Source organism: Stenotrophomonas maltophilia R551-3 (assembly GCF_000020665.1).
GTDB classification, from domain to species: Bacteria; Pseudomonadota; Gammaproteobacteria; order Xanthomonadales; family Xanthomonadaceae; genus Stenotrophomonas; species Stenotrophomonas maltophilia_L.
In genome coordinates this window covers 1,663,535-1,679,891 of record NC_011071.1, presented here as the reverse complement: position 1 = coordinate 1,679,891, position 16,357 = coordinate 1,663,535, and the positions used below count along the sequence as shown (strand labels likewise).

Below are 16,357 nucleotides of genomic sequence, written 5' to 3'. Positions count from 1 at the left end.
GCACGCAGCCGCTAGAATGCCGCCCCTGCAATTTCCGGCAGCCGGCACAAGGAGCGCCCCGCGATGAACGCCCGCACCGCCATCAACACCCTCAGCAGCCTGCTGTTCCTGCTGCTGGTCGCACACACCACCGCGTACCAGCAGCAGATGTGGCCGCCCAGCCGGGTCGTCCACGTGCATCCGGTAGTCGTCGCCCTCGCCTACGCGCTCGGCCTGCTCACCCTGCTGCTGTGGATCGGTGGGCGCCGGATGCCGGAACGTTGCCAGCAGCTCGCAGGTTGGCTGCCGATCGTGGCCTGGTGCCTGCTGGGCATCGGCGTGGCGGTCATCCCGATGTTCTTCCCGGGCCTGTCCCCGGCCTGATCAGCGGCCGCACCCAGCGCCCCCGCCCATGATACGGCGCGCCGCGCCAACCCCAGCTTGCCAGAGACCCAAGCCCTGCCCGCCTATCGAAGCCCGGGGGCCCGGCCTACGCTTGTCTTCTCGGTGACCGCCACGGTCGCCCTTCGCGTCACGGCCCCGCCGTTGCGACCCCGCTCCAGTGCTGTGCGCCCTGCCGGTGTTGTCGCCCAGGCAGTAGTCCGACCGGCGCCTTCTGGAGACAGCCATGAATCAAGCCCTCATTCCCTTCGATACCGACCCGCTGGAAACGCAGGAGTGGCGTGAATCGCTGGAGGCGGTGATGCAGGCCGGCGGCCGGCCCCGCGCGCACTACCTGATCGACCAGCTGAGCGAACTGGATGCGCAGCAGCACGGCGACCTGCATACCCGCGCGTGGACCGCCTATGTCAACACCATTCCGCCCGAGCGCCAGTCGGCCTATCCAGGTGACCTGGCCATCGAGCGCCGCCTGAACGCGATGATCCGCTGGAATGCGATGGTGATGGTGCTGCGTGCCGGCAAGCATTCCAACGTCGGCGGCCACATCGCCACCTACCAGTCGGCGGCAGTGCTGTATGACGTGGGTTTCGATCATTTCTTCCGAGGCCGCACCGACACTTTCGACGGCGACATGATCTACATCCAGGGTCATTCAGCGCCAGGCATCTACGGACGCGCCTATGTGGAAGGCCGCATCGATCCGGCGCGGATGGACAACTTCCGCCGCGAAGCGGGCCGCGAAGGCCTGTCCTCGTATCCGCACCCGCGCCTGATGCCGGAGTTCTGGCAGTTCCCCACCGTATCGATGGGGCTGGGCCCGCTGACCGCCGCCTACCAGGCACGCTACATGCGTTACCTCGAGTACCGCGGCCTGAAGGAGCACCAGGGCCGCAAGGTCTGGGCCTTCCTCGGCGACGGTGAGATGGACCAGCCCGAATCGCTGGCGGCGATCTCGCTGGCCGGCCGCGAGCGGCTGGACAACATCGTGTTCGTGGTGAACTGCAACCTGCAGCGCCTGGACGGACCGGTACGCGGCAACGCCAAGGTGATCCAGGAACTGGAAGGCACCTTCCGCGCGGCCGGCTGGAACGTGATCAAGCTGATCTGGGGGAGTGGCTGGGATGAGCTGCTGGCCCGCGACCACAGCGGCCTGCTGCGCCAGCGCATGATGGAATGCGTGGACGGCGACTACCAGACCTTCAAGTCGCAGAACGGTGCCTACGTACGCGAGCATTTCTTCGGCCGCTACCCCGAGCTGCTGGAGCTGGTCGCGCACATGAGCGACGACGACATCTGGGCGCTGGCACGTGGTGGCCATGATCCGCAGAAGGTGTTCGCCGCCTACCAGCAGGCCGTGAATACCAGCGGCCGGCCGACCGTGATCCTGGCCAAGACGGTCAAGGGTTTCGGCATGGGCGAAGCCGGCGAAGGCCAGAACATCAACCACCAGCTGAAGAAGATGAGCGCCGACGCGGTGCGTGCGTTCCGCGACCGTTTCAACCTGCCGGTCAGCGATGAGCAGCTGGAGGAAATGCCGTACCTGCGTCCGGAGCCGGGCAGCGCCGAGGCGACCTACTTCGCCGAACGCCGCCGCATCCAAGGCGGGCAGCTGCCGGCGCGCCTGGCCAAGGTCGATCCGCTGCCGCTGCCGCCGCTGTCGATCTTCAACACCCAGCTGCAGGGCAGCGGCGATCGCGGCCAGTCCACCACCATGGGCTTCGTGCGCATCCTCACCAGCCTGCTGAAGGACCCGGAACTGGGCAAGCTGGTGATTCCGATCGTGCCCGATGAATCGCGCACCTTCGGCATGGAAGGCCTGTTCCGCCAGATCGGCATCCATTCGTACCTGGGCCAGCTGTACACCCCGCAGGATGCCGGCCAGCTGAGCTACTACAAGGAAGCCAAGGACGGCCAGATCCTGCAGGAAGGCATCAACGAATCCGGTGCGATCTGTTCGTGGATCGCCGCCGGTACCGCCTACAGCAACCACGGGCTGGCGACGATTCCGTTCTACATCTTCTACTCGATGTTCGGCCTGCAGCGCGTCGGCGACCTGGCCTGGGCCGCCGCCGATGCGCGCACCCGCGGCTTCCTGCTCGGCGCCACCTCCGGCCGTACCACGCTGATGGGCGAAGGCCTGCAGCACGATGACGGCCACAGCCACGTGCTGTCGTCGGTGATCCCGAGCTGCGTGTCCTACGACCCGACCTACAACTACGAGCTCGCGGTGATCATCCACGACGGCCTGCGCCGCATGTACGTCGAGCAGGAAGACATCTACTACTACATCACCGTACTCAACGAGAACTACCCGCAACCGGCACTGCCCGAGGGCGCCGAGGCTGGGATCCTGAAGGGCCTCTACCTGCTGCGCCCGGCAGCCGCCGATGCCGCCTCGCAGCCACGCGTGCAGCTGATGGGCAGCGGCTCGATCCTGCGCGAAGTGGAAGCCGCGGCGGAACTGCTGCAGCAGGACTTCGGCGTCGCCAGCGATGTGTGGAGCGCGACCAGCCTGACCGAACTGCGCCGCGACGGCCTGGCCGCCGAACGCTGGAACCTGCTGCATCCGGCCGAGGCGCCACGCGTACCCTACGTGCAGCAGTGCCTGCAGGGCCATGAAGGCCCGGTGGTGGTTGCCACCGACTACATGAAGATCGTCGGCGACCAGATCCGTCCCTTCATCAACGACCGCCGCTTCACCGCGTTGGGCACCGATGGTTTCGGCCGCTCCGACACGCGTGAGTCGCTGCGCACGTTCTTCGAAGTGGATCGCCACTTCATCGTACTGGCGGCCTTGAAATCACTGGCCGATGAGGGCCGCATCGAGCGTTCGCGGATGCAGGAGGCGATCGAAAAGTACGGCATCGACACCGGCAAGCGCGATCCGGCGGCGGTGTAAGACTGCTGCATTCACCACGCCCGTTCTGCGGGCGTGGTGCCGGCGGCAACGCTAGGGCATCCGCTTGAACAGGTTGGTCTGCAGGATCGGCGTACCGTCGTGGCCGTAGAACGCCTTGGTCTCGGTCATCGTCGAGCGATCGGCCGCCACGGTGTAGATGCGGGTGGAGGCCGGCGTACCATGGTCCACCAGCTGCATCACCAGGGTGTTCGGTGCCGGCAGCTTCAGGTTGGCCTTGTCCGCACCGTAGGTACCGGACAGGGGACCTGGCGTGCCATCCAGCGCCAGCGTGCCATCGGACTTCATGGTATTGCCATCGTGCAGCACGATGTCCACGTGCGAACTCCAGCGGCCGCCACCGGCATCCTTGAATTCGAGTACTACCTGCTTTGGACGCTGCGCCTGCGGCAGCGCCGAGGTAGCGATATCCAGCGACCAGCGCCCCAACAGCGGCGAAGGAGATACCTCCATTGCCAGCGCCGGAACGGCGGGGAGTGAAAGCGCAGACAACAACACAGCGGACAACAGCTTCATACGTTGCTCCATTCGGCGAAGAAGGCTCTGCGTGAGGCGTTGCGGGGCGCAGCACGATCAATGCTGCTCGCCCACGGCATGCGCTGCAAGCCACTCGCTGAATGGCCGACCTCGCGCCATGTCAGGCCGCTGTCACACAGGGGTAGTAGAACGATCCCGGATCTCCGGCCTCCTCCCCCCAAAACAGCGTTGAACGCGCAGCCATCGCCGCGGCAGCTCTATGCCGCCGGCCACTTCGCCCGCACTCTGTCCTGGTCGTTCGTGGACCTGGCGCTGGGCTACTACCTGCACGTCCGGCTGGGACTGTCTGCTGCCCACACCGGCCAACTGCTGGCCATCTCACTGGCCTACAGCAGCGTTCTCGACCTGCTGCTGGCCGCCGTATTCACCCGCCTTCGCAACCAGCAGCGCCTCGCCCTGCGCCTGCAGCTCATCGGCGGGCTCGGCACCGCCGCCAGCGCTTGCCTGCTGTTCAGCCCGAGCAGCGCGACCGAGCCCGCCTTCCTGCCGCTGCTGGCCGCCTCGCTGTTGTTCCGTACCTGCTACGCGGTTTACGACGTAGCCCAGAATGCACTGACGTCGCTGTTGCCCCGCGACGAGAACGAGGCCATGCGCTACGTTTCCGCCCGCGCTGTGGTGGTACCGATCTCCAAGCTGTGCATCGCTGCAGCACTGTTCGGCGTGGTCGGTTCACCTGCATCCGCAGGCAGTGGCAGCGCGCTGCTGATCTGCATGATCATCGGCATCCTGATCGTGGCCGCCGCGCTTCCCCTGGCCTGCGTCGCCACGCCCGCACAGCCGGCCACAGCCATCAGGCCCGTTGCCGGCGCCCTGCCGCTGCCGGCACTGCTGCCGGTTCTGCTGGCTGCAGCGGCAGAAACGGCGCTGGTGGGCCTGGCCGGGCGCTTGTTTCCCTTTGCCGACCAGGGTGCAGCGCTGACCTTCGCCATGGTCGCGGGCATGGTGGTCGCGCCTTGGCTCCATCTGCGCCTGCGCCCCCCACTGTGCAGCGAGACAGGCCTCATTGCGCTGATGTCGGTGCTGGCCATCGCTGCCGTCTGCGTTTACCAGGCCAAGCCCTCCCTGCCTGTAGCGATTGCGTGTGCCGCTGTCCATGGGGCGGCGGTGGCCAGTGTCGGCCTGGTCCTGTGGCGGCGCACCGCGCTGATCGCCCGTCGCCATGCCGCCCGCAGCGGACGTGAGGATGACCTGAGCTGTTTTGCCCTGCTCACTGGAACCATGAAACTGTCCATTGCCGCCTCCTCGTTGCTGCTGGGCCAGCTGCTGCCCGGCATACAGGCCGGTGATCCGGTCACCTCTGCCGCACTGGTCTCGCTGGTTGCCGTCGGCAGCCTGCTGTCGCTGGCCGCATTGGCCTGGCCGGTCGCGCTGCCACGTACCGAGGGCCTGCACCCATGAACCTGGCCCCCACATCGCGGCTGCGCCGCAAACCGCTGATCGCGCTGGATGCCGACCACAAGCGCATCATCTGGCTGTTGCGCACGATGGGCGCCGTTCCCCGCATCACCATTGCCCACCAGCTGGGCATGCACAACGGCGCGTTGACCCGCCTGGCGCGTGAACTGCTGATGCTGGAGGTGATCGAGGAACAGGGGCAACTGTCCGATGGCCAGCGCGGCCGACCCTCGGTGCCACTGGCGCTGTCCGGGCGGGGCGGCTATGCCGCCGGTGCCACGGTACATCCCGGTTGGCTGGAGATCGCGCTGGTGGATTTTGCCGGCCAGCTCATCGCCCGCGATGCAACCGCATTCGACAGCGCAGATCCCTACGACTTCGTGCACGCAGTGGACCAGCGCCTGCGCAGCCTTACCAGCCGCACTGGGCTCATGCGCGCGCGCTTCCTGGGCCTCGGCGTGGCGGTTCCCGGGCCCGTGGTCGAAACCGGGCCGGCGCGCAGGCACGCGGTGGACTGGCTGCACGGTTGGCGCGATATCGACAACGACCAGTTCTTCGAAGACTACTTCGGTTTCCCGGTCTGGGTGGAGAACGATGCGACCCTGGCGGCGCTGGCGGAGTACTACGACAGCGGACTGATCCGGGACTGCGCCTCGGCGCTGCTGCTGTATGTCGGCCACGGCGTGGGCGGCGGCGTGATCCATCGGCGCGACGTGATGCGCGGTGAGTTCGGCAATGCCGGGGATATCGGTCGCTTGTTCCGCATGGACGCACCGCGTCCCTCGGGCATCGACCTGCTGGCCACGTTGCGCGAGGCCGGCGCCGGCATTCCCTCACTGTTCGAACTGGAGTCCTGCCTGGAAACCCATGCCGGCATCATCAGCGCCTGGGCCGAACGCGCGGGGAACCAGTTGGGCGCGGCCGCCAATACCGGTGTGGCGTGGCTCGATCCTGGCGCCGTGATCCTGTCCGGCTCACTGCCGAGGCAGGTGCTGGAAGTGTTGGGGCAACACCTGCAGCAGCCTGCACGCTGGAGCAGTGCGCTGGACAGCCTGCGCCTGCCGCAGGTGCATGTGTCGCGGCTGGGAGGGTCTGCGGTATCGGTGGGCGCGGCCCTGCTGCCGATCCACCAGCTGGGTGCCGATGCCGCCGCTTAATTGTTTATTTCCGCCGAAGTAAACAATTCCGTCATCGCCCGGACCTACCGTGCAGCGGTCCCCCTTCCCTGCATGGCCGCCCTACGATGAACATCAGCCCCCTGGTCCTGGGCATCTCCCTGGTCCTGATATCCCTGCACGGCACTGCAACGGCGCAGGACACACCGGTGCAGAAGCAAGACACGGCCGACGCAGCAACACTGGATGCGGTGGTGGTTACCGGTGCGGCACGCACCCAGCGTCGCTTCGATGCATCCTTCGCGGTCAATTCACTCAGCCGCGAAGACGTGCAGAAGCTCGCACCGAAAAGCTACGCCGACCTGCTCGGGTCGGTGCCCGGCATCCATGTCGAGGCCACCGGTGGTGAAGTACAGAACATCACCCGGCTGCGTGGCATTCCCACTGACCGCGGCTTCATTGCCTTCCAGCAGGACGGCCTGCCGCTCTACCAGGAGCTGGACGGCCACTTCTTCAATTCCGGCGACGGCATGAACCGGTTCGACGTGATGAACCAGCGGGTAGAGATCGTACGTGGTGGCCCCGCACCGATCTATGCGAGCAGCGGTGGTGCCATCGTCAACAACATCCTGGCCGAGGGTTCCGAAGACACCCACGGCAAGGCGCAGCTGACCATCGGCGATACCGGCCTGTACCGCGGTGAGATGTACCAGTCGGGCGCGCTGGGCAAGGACACCTTCTATGCGGTCGGTGGATTCCTGCGTCAGCACGATGGCTACCGCGACAACGGCTTCCCCAATGACAAGGGCGGGCAGATCAGGGGCAACATCAAGCACTACTTCGACGACACCAGCTGGTTCAAGGTCAGCGGTACCTTCGTTGATGACCACAATACGTTCTACCTGCCGATCCCGGTCGCCGATCCGCGCAATCCCAGCGTTCCGCTGGACCCGTACATCGACTATTTCGACGGCACCCTGAACTCGCCCTCGCTGCGCAGTGTCAACCTGAAGTACCTCGATGGCGGCGGTGTCCTGCAGGGCATGAACCGCGATCTGGCCGATGGACGCCACATGCGCTTCGGCAACATCGGCTTCCAGTACGAGAACACCGCCAGCGATTGGACGATCTCGCTGAAATCCGGCTACACCAAGGGCCGTAATACCTTCGACGCGCTGTACTCGACCACCAATCCGGTCGACGCACGCAGCTTCGCCAACGGCTATCTGGGCGCGGCCCGTACCGCCTTCGGTGCCGGTGTCGCGCGGATGGGCTACGCGCTGGCCGGCAGCAACGGCGCCACTGCCTACGATCCCTACGCCGACTCCGGCCTGGTGATCTCAGCCCAGTACCGTGCTGCTGATTCGGACTTCTACTCCGGTCAGGCCGATTTGGGTGCGACGCGGCTGTTTGAAACGGCCTGGGGCAATCACGATCTGAACATCGGCGCTTACACCGCCTTCTTCGGCACCACGTCCTTCAGCCTGTACCAGGACATGCTGATGGAGATGCGCGGCAAGCCACGCCTGCTTGATCTGGTGGCCTACGGTAACGATGGCGCCCCACTGGGCTATGTCACCGACAAGGGCACGCTGCGTTACACCACCACTCTCAATCGCGGCAAGGTCGATGCCCGCATGTTCGCGGTGTATGCCAATGACACGTGGGCACTGTCGGACCGCTTCAAGCTTGATGCCGGCATCCGCCATGAGCGCTACCGCTACGAGGGCTATGCCGAGCAGACTGCCCAGGTCGACCTCGGCGACCGCAACACACTGGCCGACAACACCACGCGCCGGTTCACCGGCGTCGTCCAGAACCATCGCCTGAATCCGTCCGCGACCAACTGGACCGTGGGTGCGAACTTCGATTTCACCACTTCAGTGGGTGCTTACGCCCGCGTCTCGCACATGGAGATCGTTCCCAATTCGTCGGTGGCGCGCTCGATCGACCCCACCATCGTGCAGACCCAGCTGGACCAGTACGAGCTGGGCCTGAAGGCCGGGTTCGGCCGGTCCTATCTCTACCTGACCGCGTTCTACACCAAGTTCGATCCACTCAATGCGTCCTTCGTCGCCTTCAATCCGACGACCGGCCGCAATGACCAGTCGGTGCCCTTCATCGGCACCGCCGTCTCCAAGGGCATCGAGCTGGATGGCATGTTCCGGCCGCTGGACTGGTTCAGCATCGCCGGCTCGATCACGGTCAGCGATCCGCAGTACGACAGCCTGCAGAACGATTCCGGCGCCGATCCGGCCGCGGTCAACGGCAAGCAGATCGTCCGCGAGCCCAAGCTCTACGGCAACCTGCGGCCGACCTTCAGCTTCCAGCACGGCCAGGACCAGTTCGAGACCTGGCTGCGCTATGACGTGGTCGGCAAATCGTATGTCGATCTGTTCAACCAGACCGCGTTGCCGGCCTACCAGACCCTGGGCCTGGGCATTTCATGGAAGCGCGGCAACTGGGGCGCACAGCTGGTGGGCGACAACCTGACCAATGAAAAGGGGCTCACCGAGGGCAACACCCGTACCGATGCACTGGCTGGCCAGGGTTCGGCCGAGGCAATCTATGGACGGCCGCTGTTCGGCCGCAACGTCCGCCTGATGGTGAGCAGGAGCTGGTGATGCACCGACGATTGAGCTTGTCCCTCGCCCTGCTGGCCACGGCTGTGCTGCCGCTTGCGGCAGCCGCCGACGACCGCGACAGCGCGGCCCTCGCCTCGCGCTTGTTTCCGACCCTCGTGCAGCTGAATCACGATACGTTGCCCGATCGTGCGCGCGCCGCCCTGGCCGAACGCATGCAGCAGCTGTCGGCCTGCCGGACCACTGCCTGCACACTCGAGGCCGCACGCTGGACGCCCGCGCAGGCGGGCCTGTTGAGCGCCGCGGTTCCGGCGCGCGCTGCAGCCATCGAAAGGGAGCTGGCGGGCCTCAACAACATCCTCTCCGTCTACGGCCACGGCCAGCCGCCCCGCTACGACGCCGTCGACGGCCCGGTCGGCGCGGCGGGCAGCACGCGCCTGGCTGGCGATGCTGCCATTGCCATGCAGATGAGCGAGGTGGACGCCGCCGCGGCCTACACCGCATTCGATCGCAGCATCGCGGTGGCGGTGGGCCTGCTTGATGCCAATGACCGCCTCGATGCGATCCGCTTCGAGCCCATCAGCGCGGGAATGAACGCCGCGCCATTCGCACGCGCGCGGCAGCTGGATTGGACCGCGCATCCATACACATCGATCATCGTGCTTGGGCAGGGCCCAGACGAGCTGACCACCCCGCTCAGCGCCGGCAGCAAGCTGCGCCTGAAAGCCGCTGCGCAGCGCTATGCAGCGGGCGATGCGCCTTTCATCATCGTCTCTGGCGGCGCCGTGCATCCGCGCGGCACCCGCAGCGTCGAAGCCGTGCAGATGCGCGAAGCGCTGATCGCGCGCTTCGGCATTCCCGCAGAGGCGATCCTCATCGAGCCCTATGCCCGCCACACCACCACCAACCTGCGCAACGCAGCCCGGTTGCTGGCGGCCCTGCAGGCACCGCCACGGCAACCGGCACTGGTGGTCAGCAGCCCATCGCATATCGATTCGGTCGCCAGCAGCGGATTCAGCGAGCGCAACCGTCGTGAGCTGGGCTACGTTCCAGGCAAGGTCGGTTCACGCATTTCGCCGTACGCGATCACCTTCGTGCCAGCGCCCGAATCGCTGCGCATCGATCCGATGGATCCATTGGATCCCTGAAGGGCGCGACGTCATCCTCAGTAGCCGACCTTCAGCGTGAGCATCACGTTTCGCGGTGCACCGTACCAGCCCTGGTTGTAGAAGCCGATCTGCGAGTAATAGTGGCGGTCGAACAGATTGTTGATGTTGACCGCCGCCGACACGTTGGAACTGAACTGGTAGCGCGCCATCAGGTTCACCAGTGCGTAGCTGGGCTGCTCCACGGGCACCCGGCGATTTCCGGGCGCGGTGGCGGTCTGGTACATGCGGTTCTGCCAGTCCACGCCACCGCCGATCGTCAGCTGGTCCCAGGCACCTGGCAGGCGCCAGGTGGTGAACAGCTTGAACAGGCTGCGCGGCTTGGCGGTATTGATCGCCCGGCCCTGCGCGTCCTGCGCGATGAAGGTGGTGAAGCTGGTGCCCAGGCTCCAGCCCGGCAGCGGCTCGCCGGCCAGTTCCAGTTCCAGACCGTCCACGGTTGCGCCCTTCACCGCGCGGTAGGCCGCCTGCGTGCTGCCTTCGACCAGCCCGCCGGTGGCTTCGGCCAGGTTGTCCTGCTGGGTGCGGAACAACGCCGCTGAGGCGTTCAAACGCTCCTGCAGCCAGCTGCCCTTGAGGCCCAGCTCGTAGCTTCGGCCGCGGACCGGATCGAGGATCTGCCCGGATTCATTGCGGTTGTTCTGCGGCTTGAAGATACCGGTGTAGCTGGCGTACACGCTGCTGTAGTTGTTGATGTCCCAGACCACGCCAGCATAGGGTACGAACTCGTTGCGGTAGCGGTACTTGCGCTTGGCTCCGAAGTACACCTGGTCGGTCTCCCAGTTGCTCAGGCGGCCACCGACGATCACGTGCAGCGAATCGGCCAACGACAGCCGCGCGACGGCATAGGCACCGCTCTGCTGGTTGTCCAGGTCATCGGCCTGGGTCTTGCTGCTGGCCCAGATCGGCTCCGGCGTGCCCGGCCCGTGCCAGTCCAGATAGCTGGCCAACGGCGGCAGCGGTGCCAGTGCGCGGTACTGCCCCAGCGCGATTTCATCGCGTGAGCGCGACCAGCCGATGGACGCAGTGTGCTGGCGGCCGAACAGCTGGAACGGACCGGACAGGCTGGCACTGATCGCTTCTCGGCGCACCGGACCGTCGTAGCGGGTGAAGCTGTTGCCATTGGGCATGGCGCCGGTAGCCGGATCGGGGTAGCCACCGCGATAGAGATGCTTCATTTCCATGTCGGTATGCGAGCGGCTGTAGGACACGCGCGCTTGCCAGTCGTTGCCGAAACGATGGTTGAAGTCGAAGAAGCCGTTGCGGGTATCGGTGGTCATCCGTGCCCACGGCGCGGTGGCTGATACCGAGCGGTCGAAACGGGTACGCGTGCCATCGGCGTTGAACAGCGCGAAGCCGCTGCCGAAGCCACGGTTGTCGTTGCCCTGGTAGGAGATACCGGCGATCAATCCGGTGTCCTCGCCCAGGTCCACGCTGACCACGCCGTAGAGCGTCTTCGCGGTGCTGTCCAGGCCAGCGGTGTAGCTGTCGCCCTCTGCCTGCGCAGCGACCACGCGCCCGCGCACACGTCCTTCCCGGCTCAACGGACTGGACACATCCACCCAGGCACGGCGCGCGTCCCAGCTGCCGAGGCTGATGCCACCACTGGCAGCGAATTCACGCAGCGGGCGCTTGCGCACGTAGTTCACCGCCGCCGAGGGATTACCGGCACCGGTCATCAGGCCGTTGGCACCGCGCACGATCTCGATACGGTCGTACACCACCATGTCCAGATTGTTCTCGCCGAAATTCCATGGCGACAGCACCGGCATCACCACGCCATCGAACTGGTAGTTGTCGATGTCGAAGCCGCGCGCCGAGAACGAATAGCGGTTGGCATCGCTGCGTGTGACCGAGATGCCCGGGGCGGTCGACAAGGCGTCGGCGGTGCTCAGCAGCCCGCGGTCCTCGATCTGTTGGCGGGTGACCACGCTGACCGACTGCGGCGTCTGTCGCGAGGTCAGCGACAGCCCCGTCGCCGTGCCCATGGAATCGGTGGTGTAGGAGCGCGAGCTTTCGGTGCTGCCATCGAGGTCGGCCGTGACCTGCACGGTTGGGAGCTGGGAAGGCGTTACGGAGGGAATGCGTTCGGCGGCGTGGGCAGCGTTGAACAGCGCCAGGGTCGTGCCGATGGCGGTGGCCAGGGCACACGGGCGGAAACAGGCAGGCATGGGAGATCCAGCGGGAGGGAAAGGCTGGATGAGAATTATTGTCATTTGAGCGTGAGCGCACGTATGCGCCCACGCAGCACGCGTATGCGCACTGCCAGCCGCGATCCGGACTCAGCGGATCTGGCTGGGGGCGATGCCGTAGCGCGTCCGGAACGCAGTCGCGAAATTGGTGGCATGCCGGTAGCCGACGAAATGCGCGGCCTGCTGCACGCTGCAGCCCTGCCGCAGTTGCTCGCAGGCCAACTGCAGGCGTCGCTCGCGCAACCACGCGAATACCGAACAGTGGTGCACCTGCTGGAATTTCAGGCGCAGGCTGCTCGGGCTCATGCAGGCCACGCGGGCCAGATCCTCCAGCCGGTGGTCAGCCGCAGGTGATGCCTGCAGGCAGTCGATCACCCGTTGCAGCATGCGGCGGTCGCGCGGTGAAACACGCAGATCCGGCAGCGCGTCCTGTGCAGACGCACCCAACGCCATCGCCAGCATCTGCAGTCCCACACCCTCGCACAGCAGCGCATGCATCGCGCCTTGCCAGGTCCCCGACAGCAACTGTTCGGCGGCGTGTTCAAGATGCGCGGGTACCTGCCAACTGTGCAGCCGCCGCCGACCATGGCGACGAGCCTGCAACAACAGATCGCTGATCACCGGATCATCCATCTCGGCCGGTGCATCCAGCGAGACATTCAGACTGCGCATCCGTTGGCCGGCCGGATGGATCGCAGTCATCGGCGCGGCATCGGCCAACACCATCGCGCCGGCGCCGCGGTTCATGCCGATCACGGCCTGCCCTGCCAGGCGTGCTCCGGCACGACCTTCCAGCATCACGATCGCAGCGAACGGCGGGGGGGCCTCCGAAGTCGCCTCGAACGGCTGGTGCGCGACCACGTCCGACAGCGCCAGGCTGATGCCAGGGCGCAAGCAGCGCTGTTCCACCCTGCCCTCGACCACGCACAGCACGCCCGAATCGGCGGCGGACGCGAGTGCTGGCAGCCGATAGCGGAAACCACTGCTGCGGCCCAAGCGGTCCAGGTCGGCAAGGGTAAGGGTGTGCATGGGGCGCCTGAGGGAAATCCAGTGCCATTGTCATATGAGAACCGCTCTCATCTCCAGCCTTCGTGGCAAGGCCCGATCTGCCCTTGCCGATACAAATAGTTACGTTATAACATTTCACATCTTTTTCACGGAGCGTTCCATGCGTCGCCACCTGCTTGCTGCCGCCATTCTGTTCGTCGTTCACAACGCCCAGGCTGCGGACGAACCTACCCTTCCCACCCTCCAGGTGCAGGCCTCGCAGCCCTCCCGCATCGACAGCCGGGTCACCGTGGACAACCCGCAGGCGCAGAACCGCACCCTCGGCGGCCTGCTCGAACACGTCTCCGGTGTGCAGAGCAGCGCCTTCGGGCCGAATGCGGGCGCCCCGGTCATCCGCAGCCTCAGCGGCAACCGCGTGCAGATCCTGCAGGACGGCCAGTCCATCCTGGGCATGAACGCGATCAGCGGTGACATCAACATCCCGTTCGATCCGCTGTTCGTACGCAGCGTCACCGTCAACAAGTCCTCCGACACCGTGCGCTATGGGGGCAATGCGATCGGCGGCAGCGTGGAGATCGACTCGGGCCTGATCTCGCGCAGCATGGAAGACAAGGATCAGTCGATGGAACTGGTCCTGCGCAAGGGCTTCAACGCGGCCGACGCGCAGGGCTTCCGCATGAACTTCAACAACCAGCGCAACATCTCCACCAATCTGCAGGTGTCGCGGCAGCGCATCTCGCACTACGACATCCCCGGCAACAGCAAGGCCAGCGTCTGCAACACCGGGCTGTTCCCGGCAGGCGGGGGCGTCAACTCGGCGCTGGCCGACGCCTGCCAGAAAGAGGCGCGCGTCCAGCAGATCTACAACAAGGCCTCGCAACCCTACATCGACCAGTTCATGACCGAGAACCCTGACTGGGCCGATGGTGATTTCTCCTTCTACACCAACAATCCGACATCGGTCTGGCAGCGCCGCACCTACGTCAATCCGGTCAACCCGGCCTACGTCGCAGGCACGCCTTCATACGTGCAGAAGCAGATCAACAACGATGTGACTCCCGACTACCACCACCGGCTGGGCAACAGCTATGCACGCAATTCGCAGGTGGCCTTCGGTTCGACGCTGTTCTTCGACCGCGGTTACGTCGGTGTCAGCATTGATGCCAAGGACAGCGAGTACGGCGTGCCGGGTTTTTCGATGCAGAACCTGTCGTTCGGCTCCAACTACGCCGACGGCCTGCCGGTGGGCGTGGTGATCAAGCAGCAGCGCTACGCACTGGAAGCCCTGCTGCGCGATCCGCTGCCCTACGTTGAACGCGCCGAGCTGCGGGTCTCGAAGCTGGACAACACCTCCGGTGAGCGGCTGGGCGCAAAGAAAGCCAACGACTACGACTTCGAGAGCACCCAGGCCGAGCTGCTGCTGAGCCACCAGCGGGTTGGCCCGCTCAGCGGCCAGCTCGGTTTCAGCCATCAGTCGCGTGATGTCACCGGCAGCGGCTCGCTGCGCTACCTGCCTGACGTCGACACCCGCAGTAACGCGGTGTTCCTGAAGGAAACGCTGGACTTCGGCTGGGCCAGCTTCGACGCAGGCGTGCGCCACGAACGCGTGGATCACGAGCTGCAGCCCAGCCGCTTCAAGACCGCGCGCAATGCTTCCAACACGAAACTGCAGGACCGCGACTACCGGCTCAACAGCTACAGCCTGGGCTCGTATGTCGAGCTGGGGCCGATGTTCGCGGCCAAGGTGCGTTACTCGTCTTCACAGCGTGCCCCGGAGATCAACGAGCTGTATGCCAGCAACGCGCACTACTCGGTGATGACCCAGGAAGAAGGCAACCAGAATCTGGAACCGGAACGCGCGAAGAACCTGGAGCTGACCGGCCTGTTCCACCTCGGTGGTTTCGAACTATCGGCAACCGCGTACCGGATGAAGTACGAGAATTATCTCTACCTCGGCTACTCCGGCCTGCAGACCGCCAACCGCCTGCCGCTGAAGTACTGGAAGCAGACCGACACCACGGTGAAGGGCTTCGAGATCGACGTGTCGCAGGCCGTGGACCTGGGCCGCTATGGTTCGTTGAATGTCTCCGCCTTCGCCGACCTGGTGAAGAACAAGGCCGACCACCCCGATTCGCTGCGCGCCCACAATGACGGCGAGTACCTGCCGAACATGCCGACCAACCGCTACGGCGCCAACCTGCAGTGGCAGCGCGAGGGCTGGAAGGCGCAGCTGTCCAGCACCTACTACGACACCCAGAAGTACCTCGGCCGCAATGTCAGCGAGGAAGTGCCACTGGATGCGTTCAACATAGTCGACCTGCAGGTCAGCCGCGAACTGCCGGTGCGCAACAGCTTCATCGCCGGCATGGAAGTGTTCATCAATGGCAGCAATCTGCTCAATGAGGAAGCACGGCCGCACAACTCGCCGCTGAAATACATCGCGCCGCTGCCGGGGCGTGGTTTCCAGGTGGGTGTAACGGTGAAGCTCTGAGCGGACAATGGATCCGCCACCATCCACTGATCGATGATCGGTGGATGGTGCTTCAGAGATGAGTATTGGAGCAAAGAAAAACGCCTGCAGATCGAGGATCTGCAGGCGCTTCTTTGCATCTGGCGGAGTGAGAGGGATTCGAACCCTCGATAGAGCTTTTGACCCTATACTCCCTTAGCAGGGGAGCCCCTTCAGCCGCTCGGGCATCACTCCGGGGTTTTCTCCGCGTCTGGTGCGTTGCACCTCAGCGGGGCGTGAATCATAACGTTAATCGAGTGCGAAGGTAAAGCGTTATTCGGCAGAATTTTCACTGCCGGTGCCACCGGCTTCGTCACCACGCTGGATGCGCTGGTAGATCTCTTCGCGATGCACAGCGACGTCCTTCGGCGCAGTGATGCCGATACGCACCTGGTTACCCTTGACGCCAAGCACGGTGACGCTCACCGAGTCACCGATCATCAGGGTTTCGCCGACGCGGCGAGTCAGGATCAACATTTTTGTAAGTCTCCATGGAACCGTGTGGAAGGGTATCCCCCACCGGCTTGACGCTCCGTCAAGAAGCGCTACCACGAC

Annotated in this window: 11 protein-coding genes and 1 tRNA gene; 7 read left to right on the top strand and 5 right to left on the bottom strand. The window is 65.2% G+C overall.

What is annotated here, in order from left to right:
• Positions 1–63: 63 nt before the first annotated feature.
• Both SMAL_RS07670 and aceE read left to right on the top strand, forming a co-directional pair.
• Complete coding sequence (locus SMAL_RS07670; protein WP_004152961.1) at positions 64–363, top strand: hypothetical protein; 300 nt, start codon at positions 64–66, stop codon at positions 361–363.
• 244 nt (positions 364–607) lie between these two features.
• On the top strand, positions 608–3,280 hold the full coding sequence (gene aceE / locus SMAL_RS07665; RefSeq protein ID WP_012510677.1) for a pyruvate dehydrogenase (acetyl-transferring), homodimeric type: 2,673 nt from the start codon (positions 608–610) through the stop codon (positions 3,278–3,280).
• A 51-nt stretch (positions 3,281–3,331) separates the two neighbouring features.
• Here the strand turns inward: aceE and SMAL_RS07660 are convergent, their stop codons facing one another.
• Positions 3,332–3,814, bottom strand: a complete 483-nt coding sequence (locus tag SMAL_RS07660) for a hypothetical protein (protein WP_012510676.1) — start codon at positions 3,812–3,814, stop codon at positions 3,332–3,334.
• A 189-nt stretch (positions 3,815–4,003) separates the two neighbouring features.
• Here SMAL_RS07660 and SMAL_RS07655 point away from each other — a divergent pair, with 189 nt between their 5' ends.
• The 4 genes from SMAL_RS07655 to SMAL_RS07640 all read left to right on the top strand — a co-directional run bounded on the left by SMAL_RS07655 (position 4,004) and on the right by SMAL_RS07640 (position 10,075).
• On the top strand, positions 4,004–5,233 hold the full coding sequence (locus tag SMAL_RS07655; RefSeq protein WP_041864499.1) for an MFS transporter: 1,230 nt from the start codon (positions 4,004–4,006) through the stop codon (positions 5,231–5,233).
• Positions 5,230–6,387 carry an ROK family protein gene (locus SMAL_RS07650; RefSeq protein ID WP_012510674.1) on the top strand — a complete coding sequence of 386 codons (1,158 nt, stop codon included), beginning with the start codon at positions 5,230–5,232 and terminating at the stop codon, positions 6,385–6,387. The genes SMAL_RS07655 and SMAL_RS07650 overlap by 4 nt, the downstream gene beginning before the upstream one ends.
• Positions 6,388–6,473: 86 nt before the next feature.
• Positions 6,474–8,969, top strand: a complete 2,496-nt coding sequence (locus SMAL_RS07645; protein ID WP_012510673.1) for a TonB-dependent receptor — start codon at positions 6,474–6,476, stop codon at positions 8,967–8,969.
• Entirely contained in the window at positions 8,969–10,075 is a 1,107-nt protein-coding gene (locus SMAL_RS07640) for a YdcF family protein (protein WP_012510672.1), read from the top strand. The genes SMAL_RS07645 and SMAL_RS07640 overlap by 1 nt, the downstream gene beginning before the upstream one ends.
• A 17-nt stretch (positions 10,076–10,092) precedes the next feature.
• Here the strand turns inward: SMAL_RS07640 and fauA are convergent, their stop codons facing one another.
• On the bottom strand, positions 10,093–12,264 hold the full coding sequence (fauA, locus tag SMAL_RS07635) for a TonB-dependent alcaligin siderophore receptor FauA (RefSeq protein WP_012510671.1): 2,172 nt from the start codon (positions 12,262–12,264) through the stop codon (positions 10,093–10,095).
• A 111-nt stretch (positions 12,265–12,375) separates the two neighbouring features.
• Positions 12,376–13,314 carry a helix-turn-helix transcriptional regulator gene (locus SMAL_RS07630; RefSeq protein ID WP_012510670.1) on the bottom strand — a complete coding sequence of 313 codons (939 nt, stop codon included), beginning with the start codon at positions 13,312–13,314 and terminating at the stop codon, positions 12,376–12,378.
• Between the two features lie 139 nt (positions 13,315–13,453).
• On the opposite strand from SMAL_RS07630, the gene SMAL_RS07625 reads away from it, so the two are divergent.
• Positions 13,454–15,784, top strand: a complete 2,331-nt coding sequence (locus SMAL_RS07625; protein ID WP_012510669.1) for a TonB-dependent receptor — start codon at positions 13,454–13,456, stop codon at positions 15,782–15,784.
• 120 nt (positions 15,785–15,904) lie between these two features.
• Here SMAL_RS07625 and SMAL_RS07620 read toward each other — a convergent pair.
• Both SMAL_RS07620 and csrA read right to left on the bottom strand, forming a co-directional pair.
• Positions 15,905–15,997 (bottom strand) — tRNA-Ser (locus SMAL_RS07620).
• Positions 15,998–16,075: 78 nt separating this feature from the next.
• Complete coding sequence (gene csrA / locus SMAL_RS07615) at positions 16,076–16,279, bottom strand: carbon storage regulator CsrA (RefSeq protein ID WP_004152909.1); 204 nt, start codon at positions 16,277–16,279, stop codon at positions 16,076–16,078.
• Positions 16,280–16,357 lie beyond the last annotated feature (78 nt).

What these genes read in the sequence shown, in the direction of transcription:
- SMAL_RS07670 (WP_004152961.1), top strand. Translation starts at nt 64, where the DNA reads ATGAACGCCCGCACCGCCATCAACACCCTCAGCAGCCTGCTGTTCCTG.
- aceE (WP_012510677.1), top strand. Translation starts at nt 608, where the DNA reads ATGAATCAAGCCCTCATTCCCTTCGATACCGACCCGCTGGAAACGCAG.
- SMAL_RS07660 (WP_012510676.1), bottom strand. Translation starts at nt 3,814, where the DNA reads ATGAAGCTGTTGTCCGCTGTGTTGTTGTCTGCGCTTTCACTCCCCGCC.
- SMAL_RS07650 (WP_012510674.1), top strand. Translation starts at nt 5,230, where the DNA reads ATGAACCTGGCCCCCACATCGCGGCTGCGCCGCAAACCGCTGATCGCG.
- SMAL_RS07645 (WP_012510673.1), top strand. Translation starts at nt 6,474, where the DNA reads ATGAACATCAGCCCCCTGGTCCTGGGCATCTCCCTGGTCCTGATATCC.
- SMAL_RS07640 (WP_012510672.1), top strand. Translation starts at nt 8,969, where the DNA reads ATGCACCGACGATTGAGCTTGTCCCTCGCCCTGCTGGCCACGGCTGTG.
- fauA (WP_012510671.1), bottom strand. Translation starts at nt 12,264, where the DNA reads ATGCCTGCCTGTTTCCGCCCGTGTGCCCTGGCCACCGCCATCGGCACG.
- SMAL_RS07630 (WP_012510670.1), bottom strand. Translation starts at nt 13,314, where the DNA reads ATGCACACCCTTACCCTTGCCGACCTGGACCGCTTGGGCCGCAGCAGT.
- SMAL_RS07625 (WP_012510669.1), top strand. Translation starts at nt 13,454, where the DNA reads ATGCGTCGCCACCTGCTTGCTGCCGCCATTCTGTTCGTCGTTCACAAC.
- csrA (WP_004152909.1), bottom strand. Translation starts at nt 16,279, where the DNA reads ATGTTGATCCTGACTCGCCGCGTCGGCGAAACCCTGATGATCGGTGAC.